Origin of the sequence: [Clostridium] saccharolyticum WM1, assembly GCF_000144625.1 — a bacterium.
Classification (GTDB): domain Bacteria; phylum Bacillota; class Clostridia; order Lachnospirales; family Lachnospiraceae; genus Lacrimispora; species Lacrimispora saccharolytica.
In genome coordinates this window covers 572212-592701 of sequence record NC_014376.1, presented here as the reverse complement: position 1 = coordinate 592701, position 20490 = coordinate 572212, and the positions used below count along the sequence as shown (strand labels likewise).

General features: G+C 45.2%; 18 protein-coding genes and 1 pseudogene. 4 read left to right on the top strand and 15 right to left on the bottom strand.

Annotated elements, in window-relative coordinates; genetic code table 11:
- Positions 1–40: 40 nt before the first annotated feature.
- The 6 genes from CLOSA_RS02710 to ispE all read right to left on the bottom strand — a co-directional run bounded on the left by CLOSA_RS02710 (position 41) and on the right by ispE (position 6866).
- Complete coding sequence (locus CLOSA_RS02710) at positions 41–3100, bottom strand: efflux RND transporter permease subunit (protein ID WP_013271258.1); 3060 nt, start codon at positions 3098–3100, stop codon at positions 41–43.
- Positions 3101–3112: 12 nt separating this feature from the next.
- On the bottom strand, positions 3113–4255 hold the full coding sequence (locus CLOSA_RS02705) for an efflux RND transporter periplasmic adaptor subunit (protein ID WP_013271257.1): 1143 nt from the start codon (positions 4253–4255) through the stop codon (positions 3113–3115).
- A 23-nt stretch (positions 4256–4278) separates the two neighbouring features.
- Positions 4279–4902, bottom strand: coding sequence for a TetR/AcrR family transcriptional regulator (locus tag CLOSA_RS02700; protein ID WP_013271256.1), 624 nt, complete (start codon positions 4900–4902; stop codon positions 4279–4281).
- A gap of 162 nt (positions 4903–5064) precedes the next feature.
- Positions 5065–5280 carry a hypothetical protein gene (locus tag CLOSA_RS02695; protein WP_013271255.1) on the bottom strand — a complete coding sequence of 72 codons (216 nt, stop codon included), beginning with the start codon at positions 5278–5280 and terminating at the stop codon, positions 5065–5067.
- A gap of 16 nt (positions 5281–5296) precedes the next feature.
- The gene (locus CLOSA_RS02690; protein WP_013271254.1) at positions 5297–5971 is read right to left on the bottom strand and encodes a GntR family transcriptional regulator; all 675 of its coding nucleotides are present in this window, start codon (positions 5969–5971) and stop codon (positions 5297–5299) included.
- Positions 5961–6866 carry a 4-(cytidine 5'-diphospho)-2-C-methyl-D-erythritol kinase gene (gene ispE / locus CLOSA_RS02685; protein WP_013271253.1) on the bottom strand — a complete coding sequence of 302 codons (906 nt, stop codon included), beginning with the start codon at positions 6864–6866 and terminating at the stop codon, positions 5961–5963. Before ispE ends, CLOSA_RS02690 begins: the two co-directional genes overlap by 11 nt.
- 280 nt (positions 6867–7146) lie before the next feature.
- Here ispE and CLOSA_RS02680 point away from each other — a divergent pair, with 280 nt between their 5' ends.
- Entirely contained in the window at positions 7147–7485 is a 339-nt protein-coding gene (locus CLOSA_RS02680) for a P-II family nitrogen regulator (protein WP_013271252.1), read from the top strand.
- Positions 7486–7721: 236 nt separating this feature from the next.
- Positions 7722–8933, top strand: coding sequence for an ammonium transporter (locus CLOSA_RS02675; protein ID WP_013271251.1), 1212 nt, complete (start codon positions 7722–7724; stop codon positions 8931–8933).
- A 120-nt stretch (positions 8934–9053) separates the two neighbouring features.
- Here the strand turns inward: CLOSA_RS02675 and CLOSA_RS02670 are convergent, their stop codons facing one another.
- Entirely contained in the window at positions 9054–9632 is a 579-nt protein-coding gene (locus CLOSA_RS02670; protein WP_013271250.1) for a GTP pyrophosphokinase, read from the bottom strand.
- Between the two features lie 162 nt (positions 9633–9794).
- Complete coding sequence (locus CLOSA_RS02665) at positions 9795–10577, bottom strand: YesL family protein (protein WP_013271249.1); 783 nt, start codon at positions 10575–10577, stop codon at positions 9795–9797.
- 249 nt (positions 10578–10826) lie between these two features.
- Between CLOSA_RS02665 and CLOSA_RS02660 the strand changes: the two genes are divergently transcribed.
- Positions 10827–11528 (top strand): hypothetical protein, encoded by a 702-nt coding sequence (locus tag CLOSA_RS02660; RefSeq protein ID WP_013271248.1) that lies wholly within the window; start codon positions 10827–10829, stop codon positions 11526–11528.
- Here the strand turns inward: CLOSA_RS02660 and CLOSA_RS02655 are convergent.
- Together CLOSA_RS02655 and CLOSA_RS02650 are read right to left on the bottom strand one after the other, a co-directional pair.
- Positions 11464–12252, bottom strand: a complete 789-nt coding sequence (locus tag CLOSA_RS02655; RefSeq protein WP_242647776.1) for a GNAT family N-acetyltransferase — start codon at positions 12250–12252, stop codon at positions 11464–11466. The genes CLOSA_RS02660 and CLOSA_RS02655 overlap by 65 nt on opposite strands.
- Positions 12218–12736, bottom strand: a complete 519-nt coding sequence (locus CLOSA_RS02650) for a peptidylprolyl isomerase (RefSeq protein ID WP_013271246.1) — start codon at positions 12734–12736, stop codon at positions 12218–12220. The genes CLOSA_RS02655 and CLOSA_RS02650 overlap by 35 nt, the downstream gene beginning before the upstream one ends.
- A 278-nt stretch (positions 12737–13014) precedes the next feature.
- Here CLOSA_RS02650 and CLOSA_RS02645 point away from each other — a divergent pair, with 278 nt between their 5' ends.
- The gene (locus tag CLOSA_RS02645) at positions 13015–14328 is read left to right on the top strand and encodes an IS30 family transposase (RefSeq protein WP_013271245.1); all 1314 of its coding nucleotides are present in this window, start codon (positions 13015–13017) and stop codon (positions 14326–14328) included.
- A 543-nt stretch (positions 14329–14871) separates the two neighbouring features.
- Here the strand turns inward: CLOSA_RS02645 and CLOSA_RS02640 are convergent.
- The 5 genes and pseudogenes from CLOSA_RS02640 to CLOSA_RS02620 all read right to left on the bottom strand — a co-directional run bounded on the left by CLOSA_RS02640 (position 14872) and on the right by CLOSA_RS02620 (position 20247).
- Positions 14872–15837 (bottom strand): linear amide C-N hydrolase, encoded by a 966-nt coding sequence (locus CLOSA_RS02640; protein ID WP_013271244.1) that lies wholly within the window; start codon positions 15835–15837, stop codon positions 14872–14874.
- Between the two features lie 187 nt (positions 15838–16024).
- A pseudogene (locus CLOSA_RS02635) lies at positions 16025–18088 on the bottom strand (thioredoxin domain-containing protein).
- 257 nt (positions 18089–18345) lie between these two features.
- Positions 18346–19506, bottom strand: coding sequence for an MFS transporter (locus CLOSA_RS02630; RefSeq protein WP_013271243.1), 1161 nt, complete (start codon positions 19504–19506; stop codon positions 18346–18348).
- 50 nt (positions 19507–19556) lie between these two features.
- Positions 19557–20012 carry a peptide deformylase gene (gene def / locus CLOSA_RS02625; RefSeq protein ID WP_013271242.1) on the bottom strand — a complete coding sequence of 152 codons (456 nt, stop codon included), beginning with the start codon at positions 20010–20012 and terminating at the stop codon, positions 19557–19559.
- Positions 19984–20247 carry a helix-turn-helix transcriptional regulator gene (locus CLOSA_RS02620; RefSeq protein WP_013271241.1) on the bottom strand — a complete coding sequence of 88 codons (264 nt, stop codon included), beginning with the start codon at positions 20245–20247 and terminating at the stop codon, positions 19984–19986. Before CLOSA_RS02620 ends, def begins: the two co-directional genes overlap by 29 nt.
- Positions 20248–20490: the final 243 nt, after the last annotated feature.

The window sequence follows — 20490 nt, the reverse complement described above, 5'->3', positions numbered from 1 at the left end:
GGGAACCGGATTTATAAAAGACCCGGTTCCCTGCAGCCTTTTAATCCGGCAATAAGTTCTTATCCGTTTTACCGCTCATAAGGGAATAATAAATCGGAAGCATGAGCAGCGACAGTATGGTGGAAGCTGTCAAACCGCCTACGTTTACCAGAGCAAGACCCTGCATGGTTTCCCCGTTCTTTCCGATGGCCATAGCCATAGGAATCATGGCTACCACTGTGGTAAGGGTCGTCATAAGGATGGGGCGGAGTCTGGTTGCCCCTGCTTCGATCAGAGCGGTCCGCTTATCCATGGTAGCCCGGTACTGGTTCACCGTATCCACATATAGGATACCGGAGTTTACCACCGTACCGATGAGCATCAGAAATCCAAGGAGAGACGGCATGCTGATGGCAACTCCCGCAGCCGCCAGAAATCCAAAGGAACCAATTAAGCTGAAAGGTATGGTCGTCATAACCATCAGAGAGAATTTGGGCGATTCAAACTGTGCTGCCATTACGATGAAGATCAGGAATATGGCAGTCGCAATTGCCTTAAACAGACTGGAAAATTCCTCCTGCATGGATTCATCCTCACTGTTTTTTGCCCTTGTAACCATGTCATTTAAATACTTATTAACAATCGTTTCATCAATATTCTTTTTTGCTGCCTCTTTATCCTTTGCTGTTTTGACCACATCGGTAAAGGATCCTGTTATGGTAACCAGATATTGTTTGTTCTTTCTGTTGATAGCGGTAGGACTGTCTTCATAACCGATATCTGCTATGTCCGTAAGTGCCACAGACCCTCCTGAGCTGTTGGGAATCATGATTCCCTCTACTTTATCAAGAGTATCATAGGAATCCTCCGGATATTCCACTTTAATATCAACTTCCTGACCTGCCACATCCATGGTGGAGGCCTTGGTACCGCTCAGCATACCGTTTAACAAACTGCCTATGCTGGAAGGGGCAATGCCTTCAGCCGCCGCTTTTATGGGGTCAACACGTACCTTGACAACAGGTGCCGCATTTTCCAAGTCCGAATGAACCTTGATCAGCTGGGGGTTTTGAGTCAGTTCATCCACCATCTGCTTTGAAACGCTTTTCAGTTTATCCAGCTGGGAGCTTTGAAGGATTACCTCAAAATCCTTCTTACTGCTCATTCTGCTCATTCTGCTCATTCTGCTCATACTGGAAGTGGACTCCACAGTGACGTTGCAGTCGGGCAGCTGGTTCATTGCCTTTTTCCACTTATTGACCATCTGGTTTGTGGACAGCTTCCGGTCGCTTTTTAAGTATGCCGTCAGGGTTCCATTTTTTGCACCGCTGAAGCTTAGGCCGCTTCCGCCATAGCTGACCATATAGGATTTTAAATCTTCTTCGCTGGTTACGATGTCTTCCAGCTTCTTTAAGATTTTATCTGCTTCTTCCACTTTAAGTCCCGGCTTGATTTCCGCAGTAACGGTGATCGTTCCCTGATCCACCTCCGGCATCAGCTCAAAGCCCAGCCTGGTAGCCAGGACAAAAGAGGAGATCAAAAGCAGAACCGACACGATCATAACCGCAGCCCGCCTGTTTAACAGCTTATCCACGATCCTTCGGTACCCGTTTTGCAAAGCCTTTACAAGTCCGCCCATTGGAGAATTCTGTTTTTCAACAGGGCGGAACCGGCTGTAGCACAGCGGTACAATGGTGATGGCTGAAAGCAGGGACGCCAGCATACAGAATACAATGGTATAGCCTAAGGGCTTAAACATCTGACCTGTCAGACCCTCCAGGAGGGCAAGAGGAATGAATACGACACAGGTCGTAATGGTTCCTCCAAGAATAGACTGCAGTACAACTCCAGTGCCCTCCAGTGCTGCCTGCATATATTCCCGGAATCCGGTGCCCTTTTGGGAACGGAAACAGCTCTCCATCACAACGATGGAGTTATCCACCATCATTCCCACACCAAGAACAATACTGCTCATGGTGATAACGTTCAGGGAAAATCCCATGGCCGCCATTAAGATCAGAGACACCAGAATGGATACTGGAATGGAACTTCCTACAATGAGAGAGGCCTTTATATCTCCAAAGAACAGGAAAATAATGATCATGGATATGACAACAGCCATGACCATGGTATTCTTAACACTGTTTAGTGCGGAAGTGATCTGATCGCTGGTATCGTCAATAACTACAATATCCAGGTTCGGGAACTCCCTTTTTAAGGTTTCAATGGTCCTGGTCACAGATTTTGACACATCCACCGCACTGTTCTTCTGCTGCTTATTGATGGATAAGGTAATGGTATCTTCCCCATTATACCGTCCGATTGCTTCCTGGCTTTCAGAGGTTGACGTAATATCGGCAATATCCTCCATATAAATGGTTTTTCCGTCACCAGCTACTACCGGAACCTTTTTTAGACTCTCAACGCTTCCTACCTCGACTCCCGTGCTGACTGACAGATCTCTTTTACCTACTCCCGTATTTCCTGCCGGATAAGTAAAATCAGCCGCCTTGATTGCCTGGCTGATGGAGTTCATGGTAAGATGATACTGGTTCATCTTTTCCGGGATCAGGCGGACGCTCACATAGCCCTTCTGTCCTCCGCTCATGCCTACGCTGGCAACGGAAGAAATCTTCTCAAATTCCGGTACGATCTTATCGTTTACATAATTGTATAGATTGTTCTGGGATGGATCCTTTACTGCCAGAGTCACCACAGGCATTTCATTGATGTTGAATTCCATAACGCTGGGCGTTTCCACGTCATCGGGCAAATCAAGGTTATCCATTTTCTTTTTTAAATCCGAATATGCTTTATTCATATCCGAACCATACTCATACTCTAACACCACAATGGAAACATTTTCCTGGGAACTGGACTGTACATTCTTAATTCCGGAAAGGGTTCCCACCGCCTCTTCCACCGGTCTGGTAACCAGGTCATTCACGTCCTCAGGATTGGCTCCCGGATAAACGCTGCTGATCAGCAGCATTGGAAAATTCATTTCCGGCGTCAGCTCCATTTTCGAGGATAAAACAGAGGATAAACCGAATACAAACAAGCATAATACCACTAAGATGGTGGTTACGGGCCTCTTTAAAACGCCTTTGGTAATTCCCATAATACCGCCCCCTTACTGTGCAGGACCGGAAGCTTCCGTCTCGGTTCCTTCTGCTTCTGCCGTGCCTTCTGCTGCCTCTGGTTTATTTCCGCTATTTTCAACAAGGGTTACCTTGGAACCATCATACAACTCACTGGTCCATGTGGTCACTACCTGATCATCCGCGGAGATGCCGCTTTGGACTTCTATGAACTCATTGTCTGATAATCCTACGGTCACTGCATTTTTCTTTAGAACTCCATCAGCATATGTATAGATGAAGGGATTGCCGCCCTCATAATAAACGCTGTCAACCGGAACCGTCAGGACACTTTCCGCCCTTTGGGAAACAACGTATAGCTTCACGGAAGTTCCCGTTGCCAGAGAATCTCCGTTGGGAATGGATGCCTTTACCTTGAATAAACCGCTTGCCGGGTCAATCATAGTGCTCACTTCCGTAATGGACGCTTCATGATTGGTTCCGTTCTTTTCTACTTTGATGGTATCTCCAGCCTTCAATCCTCCTACGATTCGTTCTGAAACATAGAAGGTCAGGGATTTCCCCCCTTCTCCTGATATGACGCAAAGGGTGGTCTGGGGAGACACCATATCATGTACGCTGATATTAAAGCTTTCCACCCGTCCAGATATAGGAGCCGTTACCTGACTGCTATCCGTCTGAATCTTATACGCAATTTTGGCATTCTCATATTGGAGCCTTGCCATTTCCACCTTATCAACCAGAGACTGATAATCCGCCTCCGCCACATCTCCGGCTGCGTGTAAAACCGTCATCCGGTCTAAATTCTTTTTCGCGTCTTCATAGGTGATTCTGGTGGTCTCCATGGTAATTCCGGAGCTTTCCACCTGCTTTGTGTCGATGACACAGAGAAGCTGGCCCGCAGATACCAAATCGCCGGTTTTCACCCCAACACTTGTGACCTCACCGGCCCCAAGGGGCATAACATGGACAATGCTGTCCGGCTCTATGGTCCCGACCAGCTCACTGCTTAATTCAATGGTCCTGACCTGAGGTTTTTCAGCGGTCACGGCAGGCGGAACCTCTGCCACAAGCTCTTTCTTTTTTCCTTCCATCAGCTTTGGAAAAGTCAGTCCTGCCACTGCCGCCACAATGACAACTGCCCCTGCAATAATGAATGTTTTCTTCTTTATCATGTTGAACTCCTTATTTAGCCATATTAAGATTGTAACGGTTGTTTACGAATTCCATATTGCAGAATTTCTAATTTTTCCCGGAAAAGTTTCTTAATTTTTTCTTCATCTTCCGGATGATGATAGTACCAGCCCATGCAATGGGCAAGTTCAAAGAAAATCATGGTTACCAGCTTTCCAAAGGTTTCTATGCTTTGGTCTTTAAAATCAGATGTATCGATGGAATGATACATCATCTCCTGCATTTCCTTCTGGCCCTGGGTGTTTTCCTTACATAAGCGGTTGGTCACGCCGAACATCTTTTCACTGTCAACAATGTTCTTAACCAGCTGCAGTACATTTTCCTCCGTATGAACTATGCTGTAATACAAAAATGATTCCGCCGTCTTCCAAAGATCGCCGCCGTTTCTTTCTGCGCAGCGCACCCAGCCATTCTGAAATTTTTCAGCGGCATCTTCAAAAATGTAACCAAGGACATCACGCTTATCTTCAAAATAAGTATAAAAGCTCCCTCTAGATATTCCTGCGGCCTGGATTATCTTATTGATAGAAGCCTTTTCAAACGGCACCCGTGTGAACTCTCCCAACGCGGCGTCGCGGATTGTTTTCTTTTTTGCTGCCGGAAGATGATAAAACCGCTCCGTTGGCATTTTTTCACCTCTCCTTTCCGTTACTTCATGTGAATCCTTAGAATCACATCAAGGTGACAATATGCCACTTATTATAATGATACGTTGTCACCTTGTCAAGAAAGGTTATATTTATTTTATAATTTTTCCAATTCTGTTTATGTTTTCCTATTACAACCCAAGTTATCCGGGCATAGAAGTATGACCCTGGGCCTTCCTGTCTATAAGCTCCTTTAAGGCTTCATCACTTTCCTCAATCCATACATCCTCTTCCTCTTCATTAAGGCCGAGAAACCGGGCAAGGGTTTCAGGGGTGCTGCCGTTATTCCATTCTTCAATAAAATCATCAATCGCTTCAAATTCTATCTCACCGGCCAGATACTTCTCCTTAAATGACATAAGATACCTCTCCTTCTTATTCCTGTTCCTTGATATTCTTTGATACGGTAATCTCCTGATTATCAATATGCTCCCGCATGGCTTCCTTTGCTTCCTGGACCTTCCGCTGTCTGACCGCCTTTAATATGTTGTCGTGCTCCAGAAGAAGAATCTGGCGCTTGTCCTCATCCTTAATGTATTCCAAACGGTAACGGTACATCTGCTCCCTTAAATTATTGATCATCTGCACCAGACGGTCATTGCAGGTCCCTTTATATATCACATCATGATAGGCCTCATCTGTCTCTGCAATTTCCATAGCATTTCCGTTTTCAACGGCGTTCTTAAACTCCTCCTGCTTCTTTTCAAGCTCATCCACTGCCTCCCGGTTCATGCGCTGGCAGGCCAGTTCTATGGCCAGCTCCTCTAAGGATCTGCGGACCTCCAAAACATCCCTTAAGCTTTTTTCTGAGATCTTAGCGACTTCCGCTCCCTTCCTTGGTACCATTAGCACCAGACCTTCCAGTTCCAGCTTTCTGATGGCTTCCCGGATGGGGGTGCGGCTGACTCCAAGGCGTTCCGCAAGCTGGATCTCCATAAGCCGCTCTCCCGGCGCCAGCTCTCCTTTTAAAATCGCCTGCCGCAGTGTGTTAAAAACCACGTCCCGAAGCGGCAGATATTCATTCATATTAACCTTTAAATCATTGCTCATTGGTAACCTCCCTGGTATTGTAAAAATTCGTCAGATAAACCTGCTTTGCCAGGTTTTTTGCTTCGCCGTATCTCAATTCCTCATAAGCCTGCTGTGCGGCCCTGGGGCTGGTAAATATGCCAAATACTGTGGGACCGCTTCCGCTCATCATGGCATTCACCGCTCCCAATTCTTTTATTTTATCCTTAATCCGGGCGATCACCGGATATTCCGGAATAGTAACCGTCTCAAGCACATTTCCAAGGCGTTCCGATACCTGGTAAATGTTATGATTCCCAATCGCCTGGATCATGCCGTCAATGTCCGGATGGTCCTCTTTCCTTAAGACAGATAAATCCAGATGTTCATAGACAAACTTTGTTGATACGCTGATCCCTGGCTTTGCTATGAGGATCTGGCACTGGGGCATATCCGGCAAAGGGGTCAGGATTTCTCCGATTCCTTCACTAAGGGCAGTCCCTCTCATGAGACAGTAGGGCACATCTGCCCCGATTTTTACCCCCCGTTCCATCAATTCTTCTCTTGTCAGGCCAAGCTGAAACATCTTGTTGACTCCAAACAGAACGGCTGCCGCATCGCTGCTCCCCCCGGCCATGCCGGCAGAAACCGGAATAAATTTATTTAAGTGAATGCGGACACCGTGAAGGACATGAAATTCATCCATAAGCAGCCGGGCCGCTTTATAAACCAGATTATTTTCATTCACCGGCAGATAATATAGGTTTGTAACCACCTCGATTCCCGGTGTCTCTTTTAAATAAATATCAATTTTATCATAAAGGCCTACGGTCTGCATGATCATCCGTACCTCATGGTATCCGTCTTCCCGTTTTCTTAAAACATCAAGCCCCAGATTCACCTTTCCGTATGCTTTTAATCCCAGATGTCTTATCATAGGCAAACGTCCCTCACTTTAATTCCTTCAGATTGTACTTTTTTATTTTTTTGTATACAGTATATAGTATATATCAAAACGCCAAAAAGTACAAGTCCTTTATTCCCACATGTATTTTTTATTCTTGTGAATTTTTTACAAAATTTTCGTTTAAGCCTTTCAAAAAATGTATTTGACAGGAGACATCAGTCGTGTATAATGTTGGTATACCGAACAAGGGCGTTCCATCACTGGAACCGCCCTTTTTTTCTGTAAACAAATATAGAGGAGGATGCGCTGTATGAAAAAGCTGGAAATTATCATCAGATCAGAAAAGCTTGAAAGCCTGAAGGCTATTCTGGAAGGCTGCAAGGTCAATGGACTTATGATCAGCAACGTAATGGGGTATGGCAATCAAAAAGGTTACACCCAGATGTACCGCGGTACCAAGTATCATGTGAACCTGCTGCCTAAGGTCAAAGTGGAAACCGTTGTACCAAAGGAACTGGCCGACCCGATCATTGATGCCGTGGTAGAGGAAATCAACACGGGCAGCTACGGAGACGGTAAGATTTTCGTTTACGATGTGGAGGATGCGGTGCGGATCCGGACCGGGGAACATGGCCGGGAGGCACTGTAGTTTTCGAAAAGAGCACGATTTTAATTTCATACAGAATGGACATAAACTATCAACGGGGATAATTGCTTTTTAAGCGGTTATCCCTGATTTTTATTCCCGGTAAGGAAATGAAGCACAGCCAGGCCCGGTTGACTTAGTCTCTGCCCTCGGGATCGGGTATTCCCAGGCTGATGCGGGTGATGTGATTTATGATTCTGTAATGATACCATTAAAAAATTATTGGAGGAGCTAAAATTATGGAAAATACAACCTTGTTACTGAATATCATATGGACCATGCTGGCTGCAATTCTGGTCTATTTTATGCAGGCCGGCTTTGCCCTGGTGGAAACCGGTTTTACTAGGGCAAAAAATGCGGGAAACATCTGCATGAAGAATATGATGGACTTTGTTCTTGGTTCTCTCTTTTATTTTATACTGGGCTTCCCTCTCATGTTCGGGTACAATGTAGCAGGGCTTTTCGGCGGTTCCGGATTCTTTGATCCTTATTCTCTGGCCGACGCAAACGGCTTGTTCAATGGCCTTCCCATAGCCGTATACATGATATTCCAAACCGTATTCTGTGCCACTTCCGCCACCATCGTCTCCGGAGCTATGGCAGAGCGCACAAAATTTTCCACTTACTTAATCTACTCAGCCGCCATAAGCGTAGTCATTTATCCCATAACCGGACACTGGATCTGGGGAGGCGGCTGGCTGGCGGACATGGGCTTTCATGATTTTGCAGGCTCTGCTGCAGTCCATATGGTGGGCGGTGTCTGTGCCCTGGTAGGAGCTAAAATTGTGGGGCCCCGTATTGGAAAATACAATGAAGACGGAACTGCAAATGCCATACCCGGCCACAACATTCCCCTTGGCGTTCTGGGTGTCTTCATTCTCTGGTTCTGCTGGTTTGGATTCAACTGCGGCTCTACAACTGCCGCTACAGCCACACTGGGCGATATAGCCATGACCACCAACCTGGCAGCGGCGGCTTCTACTCTTGTCACACTTTTGTTTACCTGGGTGCGTTACGGCAAGCCCGACGTATCCATGACATTGAATGGCTCCCTGGCCGGTCTGGTGGCAATTACTGCCGGCTGTGATGTGGTAACTCCTTATGAATCCATTATCATAGGGGCGATTGCAGGTTTTGTGGTGGTTCTTGCTATCGAATTCATTGATAAAACCGCCAGAATTGATGACCCGGTTGGCGCTGTGGGAGTCCACGGCTGCTGCGGACTTTTGGGTACCCTGCTGGCAGGGATCTTTGGAGAGGGATGCAATTTTCTGACACAGCTTCTGGGCGTTGCTTCTGTTCTTGTTTATACAGCCATTGCTGCCTTTATTATCTTTACCCTTCTTAAAAAAACCATTGGCTTAAGAGTCTCCGATCAGGAACAGACAGACGGCCTGGATCTGCACGAACATGGCATGACCGCCTATTCAGGCTTCCGGATGGATAGATAATCTGCTTTCCCCATAAAGCTAACCCATGCGAAAGCCTGTATGCAGCATTATAAAAGCACGCTCCAAAGCCATGGATCCTACATCTCATGGCTTTGGAGCGTGCCTTTTCTTAATATAATCTCAGAGAAACTTCTCCATTTCCTCTTCCATCTTCCTTAAGGCTAAGGCATATTCCTTCAATTCCTCTGCTGCCGGTTCCTTTTGTTCCCCCTTATAACAGATGCGGTGCTCCATGCTGGCCCATAAGTCCATGGACATGGTACGAAGCTGAATTTCCACCGGATAATATTCCATGCCGTCGGTATGATAGACCGGAACCCCAAAAACCAGGTGATAGCTTCGGTATCCATTTGGCTTTGGTTCGGCAATATAATCGCTTTCCTTTATGATCACAATATCTGACTGCTTCTTTAACAGGCCCACAATGGCATAGATATCCCTTACAAAATAGCAGATGACCCGGATTCCGGCTATATCCGTCAGATAGTTTCTGGCTGAATCCATGCTGGCATCATATCCGTTCTCCTCCAGCTTATTCTCAATGCTTTCCTTTTGCTTGATTCTGTGCTGGACATAATGGATGGGGTAATTCTGATACTTCCTTCTGTAATCGTTATTCAGTACCTCCACTCTGACACGGATGTTTTTAAGCGCATCCTCATAGGGCTGAATAAAACAGAGATACTCTTCTTCAGTCATATTCCACCTCCCAGGCATTTCCTTGTCCAGTTATCAAGTATATCTTTTTTTTGTGAACATATGGTGTCCATACTATAAAATCCCCATAAAATACCAGATGCCGGAGAACTAAAAAGCAGCCGGACAGGGGCCACAGGCGCCCCTGCCGGCTGCCGGCAGAAATTATTCCTGTTCGTCTTGTGTTTTTTTAAGTTCAGTTCCTTCGTTCCCGGATGGATCTTCCCCATGTTCGTCGCCTTTTGCCATCAAAATGCTGCTTACAGGTTCATCCTCATCTGCAAACAGAGGTCTAAGCTCGTCGCTTTTCTCTTCTTCCTTCGGCATGTACAGGTGAAACACAGGAGACAGGATATAGGAATTGATGAATGCCAGCAAAGGAAAGCCAAACAGCATGAATATCATCAGCACAGGCGGCACCATGAATACAAATGCAGCCGCCACCAGGGCCGCGTCAATGGCAATCATTCCAATGGTACGGAATAAATGGCGCAGGGACATGAAGAATGCATTGAAAAAGGTACGTTTTACTGAATTGAAAAATCTGGCCTGAAGTGGGAAAATATAAGTAAAAACAGCCGCATAAATAAGAACCATTGCCAGGAATACCGTAAGCATCACCGTCCGGAAGGACCCGGAGCCTGTAAACAATCTGGTAAAGAAGAATACATCCACCCCAAGGATCACTCCCACAGCCAGAAGAATGAGCCAAATCACTGTGGACTGCTTAAAGTTTTCTTTGAACGATTTAAAAAAAGAGCGGATGGTATATCCGTCATCGTCTCTTGCAAGCTTCAGGGTTACATAATATACAGCAGTGGTAGAAGCCCCTATGGTAATAACCGGGATACTGCATACCAGCCACAGAATATTTAAAATAATCAGATCTCCAAATTTACCGATAAACCGCCATACCGGATTATCATAATTAAAAAAACCAGAAAACATACGTTTTTCCCCTTCTCATAATGGCATTAAAGGATATTATAGCGGATTTGCATTTAAAAAGCAAACGTTCTTTCTTATTTCACCAAAATTCTATAAATATTATAATGAAATTCCTTCGTTGTGTGATATAATGAGCGCAAGAAGCAAAATGAGCTGGTTATCATCGCAAACTGCGAATATTTATCATGGACTCCAGATTCATGATAGAATGGAAAATTACCTGCAATAAAAAAGAAAGAGGCAGAAATCATGACCCCATACGAAGACAAAACCTTAAAGGACACCCTGCATGAGGAAGGTCAAAAGCTTAGAAACATGAGCGCAACAGACAGGCTTTGGTACATCTGGGAATATTACAGGATTCCAATCATCATTGTCATTGTAGCCGCAGTTCTAATCTCTTCCATCGGTTCCGCCGTCTACAACAACCGGTTTGAAACCGCACTTTCCTGCGTCATACTAAACAGCAGTCCCACCGGTGAAACCGATAACGTAGATGCTTACTTTAACCAGGGCTTCCGCCAGTACATTGAACTGAAAGAGGATGCAAAAATTGATGTGGACTATTCCATGTCTCCCACCTTTGACGAATCCTCCATGAATGAGTTTACCTATGCTCAGCTTGCCAAAATAACAGCCATGATATCCAGCAAAGGACTGGACGTTATGATCGGAAAGCCGGATACCATAGACCATTTTGGGGAAATGGGCGGATTCATCGACTTAAAGGTACTTCTTCCTGCCGATCTTTATGAAAGCTGGAAGGACAGCCTCTATTTTGTAACCAATCAGGAAACCGGTGAAAAAATAGCCTGCGGCCTTCTCATAAGCAGCACAGATTTCAGCCGAAAAACCGGCCTGGTCATAGACGAACCGGTTCTCGCCGTTATGAGCAATTCCACTCATACAGACACAGCCCTGGAGCTGATCCGCTATGTGTTCGGGCAATAAGCCGGAATCCCAGTCCCTCTGCCAGCTTTCTTGACCCGGAATTTCCCTCATGAATCCTTGCATAAATCCTCTCTGAGACAGCGGAGGCGGCATAGGACAGGATGGCACTGCAGGCCTCCTTCCCATACCCGTTCCGCCTGTATGGAGAAAAGATATGATATCCCAGTTCCACCGGGGTATCATTATTTTTTATTGCATGGAAAAGCTCATCCTGCCCCTCAAGGTCCAGATTGGAGATTCCCGCCTTTCCAACAAGCTTCCCAGACCCCCGTTCGATCAAAGCCCAGATTCCGTATTCATAAAACCTGTATTGATGACGGATATATTCCTTTAAGGATTCTTCCTTTAAAAATATGTCTCCAGACGCCCCTGCCTCAGGCTCATGAGGCAGGAAGGCAAAATCCCCGGGCACGAACTCCCGGATCGTCAGACGCTGTGTTCTGGCAATATTCCATGGAAGTCCCTCATTTCTCCTTACCACCCGCTCCAGAAATTCATCGTTTAAGTCCCCGAGGGATTCCACCACATAGGCTGCAGGAGCAAGATTCTGATTGGTCCGCCCACGGTCCCATAAACCAACAACAGCCCTGCCTTCCGCAAAAGCAGAACGCAGGGCCTCATGATCATCAGATATGGTAACCTGGAAGACGTTTCCTTCGATTGTGAGTTCTTGTTCCCAGGTCATAGCCTTAGCAGGTCTCTGGTTCCGGATATTCTTCTCCAAAGGTTTCCACAGTCATGGTCTGGATCTTCTGCTCTTTCATGGGGCGGTCATTGTAATCCGTCTTCACATCGGCAATTTTGTTTACAATATCCATTCCCTCGGAAATTTTCCCGAATGCCGCATAGGAACCATCCAAATGGGGAGCTGCCTTATGCATAATGAAAAACTGGGAACCGGCGGAATCGGGGTGCATGGCTCTTGCCATGGAAAGGACTCCCTCCGTATGCTTGAATGCGTTGGTAACCCCGTTCTGGCTGAATTCCCCTTTAATAGAATAGCCAGGGCCGCCCATTCCGCTGCCTTCCGGACATCCGCCCTGGATCATAAAACCATGGATGACCCTGTGGAAGATCAGTCCGTCATAATAACCTTTTTTTACCAGACTGATAAAATTATTGACAGTGTTTGGAGCTATTTCCGGATAAAGTTCTGCTTTCATTACATCACCGTTATCCATTGTAATCGTTACAACCGGATTTTTCATATTTTTTTCCTTTCCTCTCTATTGCCCATGAGTTCTGGGCATAAAGGTATGCCTGTTTTGGCACTGCCTGCGTCATATTCCGCATATGGCTATATTTTATCAAATACTCCTGTTTTTGTACAGCCCCATTTGAAATAGATCCTGGGTTTGAAAATTGAAAAAGTAAATTCCACTACCATTTACCCAGGTAGAGTTTACCTCTGCACAGTTTATATTTACTCTTTCATACATACATGGTATCTTTATAACTCCTTCTGACAGCAGTAGAAGGAGATTTTATGAGTAAATATATTCCTGGTAACCAGAAGCATCTCACTCTGAAGGATCGTGTTTTTATTGAAAACTCTTTAAATCAAAATCATACTTTTAAAGATATTGCAAAATACCTGTGCAAAGATCCAACCACCATCTCTAAGGAAGTGAAGGCCAGGCGTTCCTCTGACTGGTATCATAAAGGCACCTTTTACAATACCAAGAACTTCTGCATTTACAGGTTTAGCTGTCGAAAAGTAAATGTCTGCAAAAAGATTCTTGTCTGCGGGATCAAATGTGCTTCCTGTCCGACCTGTAATCAAACCTGCCGGGATTTTGTGAAGGAACGCTGCTCCCGACTGGATAAAGCTCCCTACGTTTGCAATGGCTGCGACAAAAAGATCTCTCACTGCACCATTGCTCACAAATACACATACAATGCACGGTTTGCTGACCGCAAATATCATGAGTTACTCACCAATTCCAGAAACGGTATCTGCATGACAAAGCACGAACTGCATCAAAAAGATATGATTGTTACTCCTCTAATTGAGCAGGGGCAGTCTCCCTATCAGATCTCCATAAATCATCCGGAACTGGATATGTCTGTCCGCACAATCTATACCTACATTGACAAGGGTCTGTTTTCCGCCAGAAATGTAGATTTAAAGCGTAAACCTAAGTTCAAACCGCGAAAATGCCACAAGACACAGATTACGGATCGCTCTGTTTTTGTCAACAGAACCTATCTTGATTTTCAGTCTTTGGATCTTGAATACTTTGCAGAAATGGACACGGTTCATTCTTCCCGTGAATCTAAAAAGACTCTGCTGACGTTCTACTTTACAAAGGAAAAACTTTTTCTTGCATTCCTGATGAACCGATGTACCAAAGGCGCCGTACGACTTGTATTTGATCAGCTTGAGAAACGACTGGGAACCTATGAATTCGTTTCCTTATTCCAATACGTATTAACTGACCGTGGCTCCGAATTTGGCGATCCTATAGGCCTGGAGACTGGGATCAATGAAATTCAGCGCTGTAATCTTTACTACTGTGATCCAATGCGTAGCGGTCAGAAGGGGGGCGTTGAAAATGTTCATACCATGCTTCGCATGGTGCTTCCAAAAGGAACCAGCTTTGAATTTCTAACTCAATGGGACGTGAATCTGATTGTTAATCATATCAATTCCACACCACGGGAGAGTCTGGGTGGTGAAACGCCATATAATCTGGCTCTAGAATCATTTGGCGAAGACACCTTAAAAGGACTTCAGCTTAGGCGCATTGTCCCTGACGAGGTCAATCTGACACCTAAGCTGATTCGCTACAACCGTTAACTAACTTACTTAAATCTGCTGTCGGACTGGAAGTTAACTTTTCACATTTTTTGAATGTGGCCGGTGGAATTTAGTCTCGCACACGAAACTCCAGTGGCCTGTTTTCTCTGCCCTAAAACATGATTTTTGGTAAGAAGTTAGCTTAATTATATCAGAAATCTTAGAACAGTGCGCAAAAACCTCTACCATTTATGACAACTTTTAAAGGGCGGTGGAATTTAGTCCTGCACTGGAATTTACTTTTTCAAGTCAGCTAGATCCTGGGTTGGAATCTATGAATTTTTGCAGAAAGTTACTGTAATGGCAATGTTTGTATGCCCGTTCATACTTTGTTTAAATTTCATTCAAAAACCTTTTACACAAACAACATGATTTCTTCATGATTCATGGATATACTTAAAACATAAAAACAAATTGCTTATAAGATTTTTTTCATAATACTCGAGCTGGTAATTTATTATCAGCTCTCCTCCCTTTTGCAATAACTTTTTCATGGCGTGTTCCATGACCGGCTCCCAAGGCCGGCCATGGAATGCGCCGTTCTTATAATCCCCCCAGACTCACAAGATCCTGGAATTGAATGTAGTCCTCAAAAAGGCTTGCTGTTTCTACCTGGATGTTATCATAGGTCTTAAAAAAATATTCACAGGTAGCCGTATTGATAAAAGCTGTATACTTGGTATAATCGTACGCATTCCGCTTCGTTATGACTGCACCCTTTGGTATGGTAACACTCTCCATCACGTGAAAGCAGGAAACCACTGCTTCGGTGCGGTCCTCTGGTGTGGGTATAAATGATTTTAAGTAAGCGGCCCTGACAAAACGCTCCGGTGAAGTAAATCCCCCCGGTAAAAGCTGTGTGCCTCCCGCCTGTCCAAATGGAGTCAGGCGGACATTTCCCCAGCAGGCCTCTTCCGGCTGATAAGGAGATGCCCCCATGTAATTTCTCAGATTTGTCATATGCCACGGAAAATCAGGACTGTTTGCCATAACGCCTATGGGATTTGATATTACTTCCATACCTCTTTCTGTCAGTTCTATAACAACGCATTCTCCGCTTCGGTCAACTGCCATCCAGTGCAATGGTGCCACGGTCTGGGTCACAGGATCCTCAAAGCCCACGATGGACAGATTCTTCATCAACTGCCGAAGCTCATGGATATCTGCACATCTTCCTAAAATATAATGAAGAAAGTCATAGGATACGATCTGTTTCCCAGGCTTCTGTGTCGGCATGGTATCATATTTGGCACAGCCGGCAAAATAAAGAGCGGCTGCCGCAAATCCCATTTCATTTACTCCGTCAAAAAATGCAAGGATTCCATCCAGTTCCTGTCCAATGCCGATAAAGCGGTAGGTATTACGGATTTTTTCCTTACTAACGGCATGATCCCACTCATAATTGGGGGGAACAACGTAAAGATGGGGATCAATATCGTATGAGAAATCCATATTTCTTCCAAAAAAAGTCTCCCCCTGCCGGGACGTTAAGGTGATTGCCGTGCACATACAAACTACCTCCCATTTTGAAAATTGCTTACTTATTTATATGGGAGCCTGAGGTTTTTATGTGTACAAAGTAAAATCCGGCAAAAGGAGGAGGGCACAACTGCCCCGCTTAAAATAAGATACAAAAAATGAGCCTTGATATCGCCGGTCAGTATCAAAGCTCATTTCTTCTGAAGTCTCCTGCAGACTACAGAGACTGAAGGATTCTTTTTAATTCTTCCACGCCTTCCACAGGCTTCCTGCATGCGCCATTGCGGCATACATAATAGCTGCTTCCCTTGGATGGAATGGGATAATCCTCCGTAAAGGGAGCGGCCTCTGACAAGGCCTCCCCGTTCAAAGGCGTTTTTAAAATCACGCTGACATCGGGCATGCGGCTTCTTTGTAAATCCTGTATTTCCTTTAATAGAGAATCTTCAGCGAAAGCACATACGATTTCTGTAGACGGATAAAGGATATTCTGAAATGCCAGCATGGAAAAACAGTAGTTTGCAGGGCTTTTCTCCACTTCCTGCATCATATAAGAAACCTGCTTTTCAAGGACTCTCTGCCATTTGATTTTCCCGGTCATGTGATAGAGCCTGCCCAGCACAAAGGCGGCCACAGAGTTTCCCGAAGGAAGTGCTCCGTCGTAAAGCTCCTTTGGACGGCTGATCAGTTTATCCCTGTCGTGGGCATACATATAAAAGCCGCCCTGGGCTTCATGGAAAAACAGTTCAAGCATCTTTTCCGAAATTTCAGAGGCAATCGTAAGATACCTGATATCAAAGGAAGCTTCATAAAGCTCCAGCAGACCAAATGCATAGAACGCGTAATCGTCAAGCTTTCCATCATGAACTGCCTGTCCATCCCTGTATCGGATATAAAGCCTTCCTTTATCAGAAGTCAGATTCTTCTCAATAAATTCTTGAGCTTTCATGGCCCCGATAAGGCACCATTCATCTCCCAGGATCTGATAGGTCCTTGCAAGGGCCCCTATCATAAGTCCATTCCAGGATGTCAGAATCTTATCATCCGTATGGAGTGTTGTCCTTGCTATCCGGTAATCAGAAAGCCTTTGGTTTAAGTCTTTGAATTTTTCCATGCTTACAGGGTAATTCTCATTTTCAATGAGGTTTGGAATGTTTTTCCCTTCAAAATTTCCCTTTTCCGAGATTCCGAACCATTTGCAGAACTCCTCTCCATGATCCTGAAGGACCTGGTGAATTTCGTCTTTCCAAAAAGTATAAAACTTTCCTTCTACCCCTTCACTGTCCGCATCCTGTCCGCAGTAGAATCCGCCCTGTTCATCCGTGAGTACGTCCCGGACGTACCCAATAATCCCCCTGGATACATCCGCATAAAGGCTGTCCCCTGTTATGGCATAGGCCTCCGTATAAGCGTAAAGCAAAAGCGCATTGTCATAAAGCATTTTTTCAAAATGAGGCACCAGCCATTTCTCATCGGTGGAATAGCGGGAAAAACCTCCACCAATGTGATCATAAATGCCGCCCCGGTACATTTGCCTTAAGGTCTTTTCCGCAGCCAGCAAAGCATCCTGATCCTTTTCAAAAAAATAATGCCTTAAAAGAAAGATCAGGTTATGGGGCATGGGAAATTTAGGAGCTCCTCCAAACCCTCCCCACCGATCATCAAAGGACCGTTTTAACTGGCCGGCAGCGGAGAGAAGCAAATCCTTTGAAGGTTCTTTTCCCCCGCTTTTTAAAGATTCCTCTTCCCTGATTAAATATCCGGTTATCTCATCCCCTGCTTCCAGAAGCTTACTTCTCTCATTCTCCCAAAGAGTCCGTATGGAAGACAAAACATCCAAAAGACCGGCAGATCCCCATCTTGAATGTTTGGGCAGATAAGTCCCGGCGTAAAATGGTTTTTGTTCCGGTGTCATAATAATGGTAAGGGGCCACCCCCCGGAACCGGTAAGAGCCTGGCAGACCGACATATATACGGAATCAATATCCGGCCGCTCCTCCCGGTCTACTTTTATTGCCACGTAATAGCGGTTAAGAACCTCCGCTGCCTCCTGGTCTTCAAAGGACTCATGAGCCATTACATGGCACCAATGACATGTACTCATATGCATCCGAAGTTAGCTGTACCCAATAGATAAAAAAATCGGCTTATCTTCCGCTTTTGCTTTGGAAAAAGCCTCATCTCCCCAGGGAAACCAGTTCACCGGGTTGTATGCATGCTGAAGCAGATACGGGGATTTCTCTTGAATTAATCCATTGGGCACTCTATCAACGTTTGACATATGGCATCACCTCCTTTATCCTGCCAGCAGTTTTATGGTTTTTGGTTAAAATTAGTTACAAGGCATACAATGTGCCATGACTTTGGCAGCCCTTTCCTCATATAATCTGGCAGCTTATAAAAAAATAGGGTCATTTCCATGGAGCACTGCGTTTTACCATATATTTAGGTTATACTTAAAGTTGATTTTTATACCAGCAAACATCCTTTCTGTTCAAGCAAACACTTGTTTCTGTCATTATCCAATGATGATATTTTTTATTTGTTTTTCAAACGGTTTACCCGTTCAACCAAAAAAATCATAGCCAATGCAAATCCCATAAGGTAGAAGGGATATAACCGGATGGTCAGGTGTTCTGCGATCAAACCCATAAAAAGAGGCATAAAAGCAGCACCCATGTATGCACACGCCATCTGTATGCCCATAATCGCCTGTGATAGCTCCTTGCCGAAATTCTTCGGAGTCTCATGCAGCAGGCAGGGATAAACAGGTGCGCAGCCCATTCCGATCATAAGGAACCCCGCACACAAAAACCGGCTGCCCTGCGCCAGCAGGACCACCAGGATTCCAAGAATAATAATCCCCTGTCCGATACGGATCATTTCTTTATTGGATAATTTCATGGCAGCAAATCCATTTAAGAACCTTCCAATCGTGATACCAAGAAAAAATAATGAAGCCCATTTTGCTGCTGCATCCGGGGAAATGCCCTTTTCCATCACCATGTAGCTGCTGCACCACAGCCCTGTGGTGGCTTCCAGGGCACAATAACAGAAAAAAGCGGCAAGCACAGGCTTTGCACCCTTAAGCTGAAGTAATTCTTTTATGGTTACATGGCGGCTTTCCCTGGCTTCTTCTTCCACTTCTCCATGGCTTATCTTCCAGAGAGGCAGAGATAATATGAGAATACCGGTCAGCACCATCTGAATGAAAGAAATGGAGCGGTATCCCAAGGACCACGACATGCCTCCGGTCAGAAAATATCCCATGATATACGGACCTGCGGTTGCTCCCACACCCCGAAAGCAATGAAGCCAGCTCATATGCCTTGCCTTGTAATGAAGGGCTACAAAATTATTCAGCGCTGCGTCCACAGAGCCTGCCCCTAATCCATAGGGAACTGCCCACAGACACAGGACAGGAAAAGAGGGAGAAACGGAAAAACCCCACAAAGCCGCAGCCGTCATTCCCACACTGGCGGCCGTTACTTTGCCCGTGCCGAACCTCTTAATAAGGCGGTCGCTGTTTAGGCTTGAGAGGATGGTGCCCCCTATGATAATCGTTGAGATCATGCCGGCATAGGATAAAGGAACATTCAGCTGACGGTACATGGTCGGCCATGCAGACCCCAGCAGGGAATCCGGCAATCCCAGACTGATAAAGGATATGTAAATTATGACAAGTAATAAGGACAGCATGTGTTTTCCTCCTGATAAAATAGGAATCCGAACCCCATTTTTTCTATTAATTATATTTCGTACATTTCTTCTGCTATATCTGTAAATACAATCCCATCCAGGTGGTCGATTTCATGACAAAGGCATTTTGCCATAAAATCAGATGCTTTTATTTTTCTTTCACAGCCATTCTCATCAAGGGCTTTTACAACAACTGATTTCGGGCGGCGGACTTTACCCCATAAGCCGGGAAAGCTTAAACAGGCCTCAGGTTCAAATTGTTCGCCTTCTGACCATAGGATCACAGGATTAATAAGCTTTCTTACGCCGTCTCCAAGATCGATTACCACCAGTCTTTTCAGGATTCCCACCTGATTCGCTGCTAATGCTCCTCCATTGGGAGTATTGTGTAAGGTTTCTGCCATATCATCAAGAATCATCCGAATCCGGTCATTAACCTGTTCCACAGGCTTGCTTTTAAGCCTTAATTCATTATCATCAAAGGTCCTTATCTCTCTCAACGCCATTTTTTACACCTCTGCTTAAGTCTGAACGGGATTTCCTTTCACTGTCTTCAAATAAAAACACATGTTCAATGGGCTCTTTAAATACCTGTGCGATATCATAAGCAAGCCAGATAGAAGGTTCATTTTTTTCTGTTTCCAATGCATGGATCGCCTGGCGGGAAGCACCCACAAGCTGACCTAATTGTTCCTGGGTAATGCCAAGCTTTTCCCGCAGCTCTTTCATTCTATTTTTCATGAATATCCCTTTCTATGTAATGTTTACTTTACATTCAGTGTATCATATTATGGAAAGCATGTCAAGTTCCCCTTACATATCATACCGCAGAATTTGAAACCCACATTACAGGTATTCCATATCCAGCGCCAAGGCACTGGGAACTGACAGGAAGGGATGAAAAGGCAATCAATCATCGGCGCACAATGGCAGGCCGCAACGAATCCCCATATCAGCGTGTAAAGGAAACAGAGGACGGCAGCC

Excerpts from the sequence above, each read along its gene's own strand:
- CLOSA_RS02695 (WP_013271255.1), bottom strand. The coding sequence starts at position 5,280 with ATGTCATTTAAGGAGAAGTATCTGGCCGGTGAGATAGAATTTGAAGCG.
- def (WP_013271242.1), bottom strand. The coding sequence starts at position 20,012 with ATGGCGTTGAGAGAGATAAGGACCTTTGATGATAATGAATTAAGGCTT.
- CLOSA_RS02640 (WP_013271244.1), bottom strand. The coding sequence starts at position 15,837 with ATGTGCACGGCAATCACCTTAACGTCCCGGCAGGGGGAGACTTTTTTT.
- CLOSA_RS02680 (WP_013271252.1), top strand. The coding sequence starts at position 7,147 with ATGAAAAAGCTGGAAATTATCATCAGATCAGAAAAGCTTGAAAGCCTG.
- CLOSA_RS02620 (WP_013271241.1), bottom strand. The coding sequence starts at position 20,247 with ATGAAAAATAGAATGAAAGAGCTGCGGGAAAAGCTTGGCATTACCCAG.
- CLOSA_RS02630 (WP_013271243.1), bottom strand. The coding sequence starts at position 19,506 with ATGCTGTCCTTATTACTTGTCATAATTTACATATCCTTTATCAGTCTG.
- ispE (WP_013271253.1), bottom strand. The coding sequence starts at position 6,866 with ATGATAAGACATCTGGGATTAAAAGCATACGGAAAGGTGAATCTGGGG.
- CLOSA_RS02705 (WP_013271257.1), bottom strand. The coding sequence starts at position 4,255 with ATGATAAAGAAGAAAACATTCATTATTGCAGGGGCAGTTGTCATTGTG.
- CLOSA_RS02675 (WP_013271251.1), top strand. The coding sequence starts at position 7,722 with ATGGAAAATACAACCTTGTTACTGAATATCATATGGACCATGCTGGCT.
- CLOSA_RS02690 (WP_013271254.1), bottom strand. The coding sequence starts at position 5,971 with ATGAGCAATGATTTAAAGGTTAATATGAATGAATATCTGCCGCTTCGG.
- CLOSA_RS02670 (WP_013271250.1), bottom strand. The coding sequence starts at position 9,632 with ATGACTGAAGAAGAGTATCTCTGTTTTATTCAGCCCTATGAGGATGCG.
- CLOSA_RS02645 (WP_013271245.1), top strand. The coding sequence starts at position 13,015 with ATGAGTAAATATATTCCTGGTAACCAGAAGCATCTCACTCTGAAGGAT.
- CLOSA_RS02665 (WP_013271249.1), bottom strand. The coding sequence starts at position 10,577 with ATGTTTTCTGGTTTTTTTAATTATGATAATCCGGTATGGCGGTTTATC.
- CLOSA_RS02650 (WP_013271246.1), bottom strand. The coding sequence starts at position 12,736 with ATGAAAAATCCGGTTGTAACGATTACAATGGATAACGGTGATGTAATG.
- CLOSA_RS02700 (WP_013271256.1), bottom strand. The coding sequence starts at position 4,902 with ATGCCAACGGAGCGGTTTTATCATCTTCCGGCAGCAAAAAAGAAAACA.
- CLOSA_RS02660 (WP_013271248.1), top strand. The coding sequence starts at position 10,827 with ATGACCCCATACGAAGACAAAACCTTAAAGGACACCCTGCATGAGGAA.
- CLOSA_RS02710 (WP_013271258.1), bottom strand. The coding sequence starts at position 3,100 with ATGGGAATTACCAAAGGCGTTTTAAAGAGGCCCGTAACCACCATCTTA.